Genomic DNA, 4281 nt, shown 5'->3' with positions numbered 1-4281 from the left:
TCACGGGCTTGCCTGGGGTTGACCACAGCGATCTCAAAACCTTCAGCCTGAAGCGCACAGGCCACGGCGGCTTCAAGTCCTCCAGTGGCTTCCATCAGCACAAGCGCAACGGCGTGCTTTCTCAACTTAACAATGATGGAATCAAAACCGTCAGCGTCATTGGCAACCGAAAATTGCTCAATTGCGCTGCTGGCGGCAATGTCCAGCGTTGCTTTCGAAACATCGATACCTACACAAGATGGACTTGGCAGACTCATTATTACCCATCCTTGCAAATGCGTTATGGAGTACGGACAACTGTTCGGGTTTAAGATGAGTAGCTCAGTGTATGCGCCATTAGCTGACTTACGGGCTATGAGCCCTAGGAGAAATCGGGCTGCATACACCTTGCCAAATTCACTCGTGGCTATTTTAAACCCTTTTCAAGATACAAGGCGGTTATAGGCATAGATTAGTGACAATATGTAATTACTAATGATAAGCATTTAGACTTGCTATCTCATTCATACTTGCTGTTTTAATTCATCAGGCGGTAAACCTATTTGTAAAATGATCGGTTGATATAGCGTCTCTTTTTCCCAATAATGCGCAATTTTTTTTGCCAGAAAAAAGCCAACACAGCCACAAATAACTGCACCTAAAAAGATAATAAATTGATTTAAAAAAAGAAATTGCATAATCCCACTGCCGATAAAAAGGCCAAGTAATGGGGTAAGGTAAACAAGCATTGCTGAACGTAATAAACTGGCTTCAGGGATCCCGACTTCAATTTTCTGACCAACTATCAGAGGCTGAGTGACCTCAAGTTCTAATTGATACTCAGTTTTCGGTCCTATTTTATTGAGAATATAAGATCCGCAAGTTGAGCGAGCAGCACAACTGCCACAACCGGAATTAGAACCATATCGCAACACAGCTCGACCATTATGCCAATACACAACCGTTGCCCACTCTTTAACCATTACTTGCCTCTTTAAAACTAACATTAGCTGCAATCTGGCTAGCAGTTAACAATGGTAACTGGCCAATAACCGTCACTGCGTATTGTCCTTTTATCACCGTATAAAATAACCGTCACTGCGTATTGTCCTTTTATCACCGTATAAATAGTTAAACCACCTTTACGAAATGGTTTTTCACTAAGTTGACGCTCACCTGCTTTAGTTACATTAATAGAAAAACTAAATAACCCATCACTAAATAACATCGCCTCTAAAGATTCATTAGCAGCAATCTCTTTACAACTACGAGAAATTTCTTCAAATCCCAACGGCAGTTGGTTTATTTGCCAATTAAACCGCTTAGTGATTGATTTGGGAATAAGTAATAAGGGAGGCATATTCAACGATGCGATCACATGCATTGATTTCAGCAACGCTTGACTATTAAAAGCCACAGAGACAACTCTAAATTGCTCTAATATTTCATTCTTACTATCTAAAAGATCAATACGCAATGGTAACTTGCTTTTTTCATCAATTAATAAGATATAGCTAAAACGTGAATTATCTTTCGGTATAACACGAATAACCTGACAGCTTATATCACCAATATGTGTTCTGCCTAACTTAATGAAATTATAATAGGATTGCAGTTTAGTAAAATTAGCAAAAACTACCGACGGCAAATAATCAACGATATAAGCGCCCTCTAAGCTAAAAGAATCAAATCCTGGCTCAAAGTAGCTAACTTGATTACCTTTCTGAATAATTTCACGACGAGAATTATCCATCTGCATCATTTGAGCAATTGGTTGATTGTCAATAATGACATGACGATATCTGATCGGCGTTATACCTTGTGGATTGACAATAATAAATGATAATTCGTAGGGTAAAGACTTTACTGCATTACCCATATCAGTTAATAAAGTTTCAGCCGATAATTCTTTCGCATAGGAATGTAAAGGCAACAATAAACCGCCCAGCAAAAGAAAGAGGGCGGATAACCAATGCTTCATTACTACTATTCTGCTACTGGTGAAGATGATGTTACATTTTGATTCAGCGTTGAATGACGCTCAAGCTCATATTGTTGTAACATCAGACCAAGTTGGCGATTACGTTGTTCTAGCTGCTCGGTTTGTGGATGAGCAAACAATTGATCATTAGATACATTTAAACTCACAGGCGACGCAGCCCCCATGATAGGTACCGTATTAAATATGGGTGAGTCAGATTTGACATCAGTTTCTATGCTAGACGTATTATAATTCTGAACACCTGCAATAACAGCTACGGCAACGCTCGCTGCGACACCAACTTGCGTCATCTGGTTAGCCCAAGGGCGAAGCTTACGCCAAAAAGGCATTAAACACCAGCTAGCAGGCGCAGGTTGTGACTCCGGTATTGCATTAGGCGCAATTTGGATAGGCTCACTTGCCAGCGCCTGCTCTACTTTGTCGGTAATATCAAGATGGATAACTTCGTTGATATCGCCTCTCAAACTGTCGCGGATAAGATGGTAGCTCTCCCATCGTTTCTGTAACGAAACATCTTGTAAAATGGTATGGATCAATTCTGAATCAAAGATCTCTCCATCCATTAAAGCGGAAAGTCTCTCTCTATGCATGCCAAAGTACCCTTCAGTAAAATGTGAACCACATTTAATTTCGTATTAGCGGTTGCACTTTATTATCAATAGCTTCTCTTGCTCGAAAAATGCGCGAACGAACTGTACCAACAGGACAATCCATAATAAGCGCTATCTCCTCATAACTTAGTCCATCTAACTCCCTAAGCGTAATTGCCAGACGTAAATCTTCAGGAAGTGACTCTATAGTCCGGAAGACTACTTTTCTCAATTCTTCTGACAACATTAAATTCTCAGGGTTCGAAATTTCTTTTAATGCATTAGAAGCCTCAAAATTCTCTGCATTAACTACATCCAAATCATTCGATGGCGGTCGACGTCCTTGAGATATAAGATAATTTTTTGCTGTATTTACAGAGATCCGGTAAAGCCAAGTATAAAATGCGCTTTCACCACGAAATGAACTGATAGCGCGATAAGCTTTAATAAATGCCTCTTGAGCTACATCCGGTACATCTCCCTGCGGCACATAACGAGAAACAAGGCTCACAACTTTATTCTGGTATCTAATAACCAGTAAATTAAAAGCTTTTTTATCCCCTTTTTGTACCCGTTCAACCAGCACCTGGTCTGTTAACTGCTCGCTCATTCGAGGTCACTTCTCCCGAAAATAAGCCTCATATTTTCCTTATTTGAACCCGCCATGTTTTCTCTCATTTGTAAGCAAGCTTTTTTTTGAGTGACAAAAACTCGCAAAGTTCCAGTTAATTTAAATTATTTATATTTAATCTAAGCTAAACCATTAAGAAAAGTTCTTTCAAGGCCATTGTATTTACTCTAAATAAAAGAATAGGCTAACATGGTAATTTACTCTATTCCGAAACCTTAGTAATAAAAAATTATGCCATCAACACAACATTATACGGATATTTTAATCATTGGTAGTGGCATCGCCGGTCTGTCGTTAGCACTTCGATTAGCGCCACAATACCAAATAAAGATACTTAGTAAAAACATTTCAACTGAAGGCGCATCTTACTATGCTCAAGGTGGAATTGCAGCGGTTTTTGATCAAACCGATAGTATAGAAGCCCACGTTAATGATACTTTAATTGCCGGTGCCGGGCTGTGTGATAAAAAAACCGTTGAATTTGTCGCTTGCAATGCCCGCCATTCTGTCCAATGGCTTATCAATCAAGGTGTTTTATTTGATAAAGAGCTAAATTTGGCCGGTAAAGAACAATATCATCTTGCAAAAGAAGGTGGCCATAGCCATCGCCGTATTCTTCATCATGCCGATGCAACAGGCAAGCAAGTAGAAACCACCTTGGTTGAAAAAGCCATCAAACATCCGAATATCACGATTAAGGAGCAGCATAACGCCATCGATTTGATCCGCTCAGATAAAGATCCAACAAGCGTGTTGCTTAATAGTGAAATAAGGGTGTTTCGGTGATTGAAGTAAATTTTACGCTGTTCTGAGATGGAAATTCCAAAGATCTGCGCTAAGGAGTAAGAAGGTATCATCAATAAAGGGTCTACGATTCCGTAAAATTTGGGTCATGCAACCGAGGCGCTTGATACCCGCGATGGCGTGTTCAACTGTAATACGGATGCCCGAGATTATTTTATTTTCTTGTTTTTGTTCAGGCGATAAAGGTCTTTTTCGAGTTCCTTTTTTTGGGATTTGTGTATTAGGATGCTGTTTATCTATACCTTGAAAACCGGTATCTGCCCAGATGGTTACCT

General features: G+C 39.8%; 6 protein-coding genes and 1 pseudogene. 1 reads left to right on the top strand and 6 read right to left on the bottom strand.

The features are described 5' to 3' along the window. The 5 genes from CBG25_RS07175 to rpoE all read right to left on the bottom strand — a co-directional run. Window positions 1-257, bottom strand: a 257-nt coding sequence (locus CBG25_RS07175; protein WP_290605664.1) for a transposase, incomplete at its 3' end; no start/stop codon positions are given. A gap of 246 nt (window positions 258-503) precedes the next feature. Then, on the bottom strand, window positions 504-962 hold the full coding sequence (gene rseC / locus CBG25_RS07170) for a SoxR-reducing system protein RseC (protein WP_290605662.1): 459 nt from the start codon (window positions 960-962) through the stop codon (window positions 504-506). A gap of 38 nt (window positions 963-1000) precedes the next feature. Continuing rightward, window positions 1001-1960 carry a MucB/RseB C-terminal domain-containing protein gene (locus CBG25_RS07165; protein ID WP_366212746.1) on the bottom strand — a complete coding sequence of 320 codons (960 nt, stop codon included), beginning with the start codon at window positions 1958-1960 and terminating at the stop codon, window positions 1001-1003. A gap of 5 nt (window positions 1961-1965) precedes the next feature. Then, window positions 1966-2571, bottom strand: coding sequence for an anti-sigma-E factor RseA (rseA, locus tag CBG25_RS07160; RefSeq protein ID WP_290605660.1), 606 nt, complete (start codon window positions 2569-2571; stop codon window positions 1966-1968). 34 nt (window positions 2572-2605) lie between these two features. Beyond that, entirely contained in the window at window positions 2606-3181 is a 576-nt protein-coding gene (rpoE, locus tag CBG25_RS07155; RefSeq protein WP_032114772.1) for an RNA polymerase sigma factor RpoE, read from the bottom strand. A gap of 249 nt (window positions 3182-3430) precedes the next feature. On the opposite strand from rpoE, the pseudogene CBG25_RS07150 reads away from it, so the two are divergent. Then, window positions 3431-3952 (top strand): annotated as a pseudogene (locus tag CBG25_RS07150) (FAD-dependent oxidoreductase); the annotation flags it as partial. 48 nt (window positions 3953-4000) lie between these two features. Here CBG25_RS07150 and CBG25_RS07145 read toward each other — a convergent pair. Next, the coding region (locus CBG25_RS07145) for a transposase family protein (RefSeq protein ID WP_290605657.1) at window positions 4001-4281 on the bottom strand (281 nt) is incomplete at its 5' end.

It is taken from the genome of Arsenophonus sp. ENCA (assembly GCF_002287155.1).
GTDB lineage: Bacteria > Pseudomonadota > Gammaproteobacteria > Enterobacterales > Enterobacteriaceae > Arsenophonus > Arsenophonus nilaparvatae.
This window is presented reverse-complemented; position numbering and strand designations above follow the sequence as displayed.

Bases quoted from the DNA above. Each gene is read 5' to 3' on its own strand.
- CBG25_RS07165 (WP_366212746.1), bottom strand. From the start codon at position 1,960: ATGAAGCATTGGTTATCCGCCCTCTTTCTTTTGCTGGGCGGTTTATTG.
- rseC (WP_290605662.1), bottom strand. From the start codon at position 962: ATGGTTAAAGAGTGGGCAACGGTTGTGTATTGGCATAATGGTCGAGCT.
- rseA (WP_290605660.1), bottom strand. From the start codon at position 2,571: ATGCATAGAGAGAGACTTTCCGCTTTAATGGATGGAGAGATCTTTGAT.
- rpoE (WP_032114772.1), bottom strand. From the start codon at position 3,181: ATGAGCGAGCAGTTAACAGACCAGGTGCTGGTTGAACGGGTACAAAAA.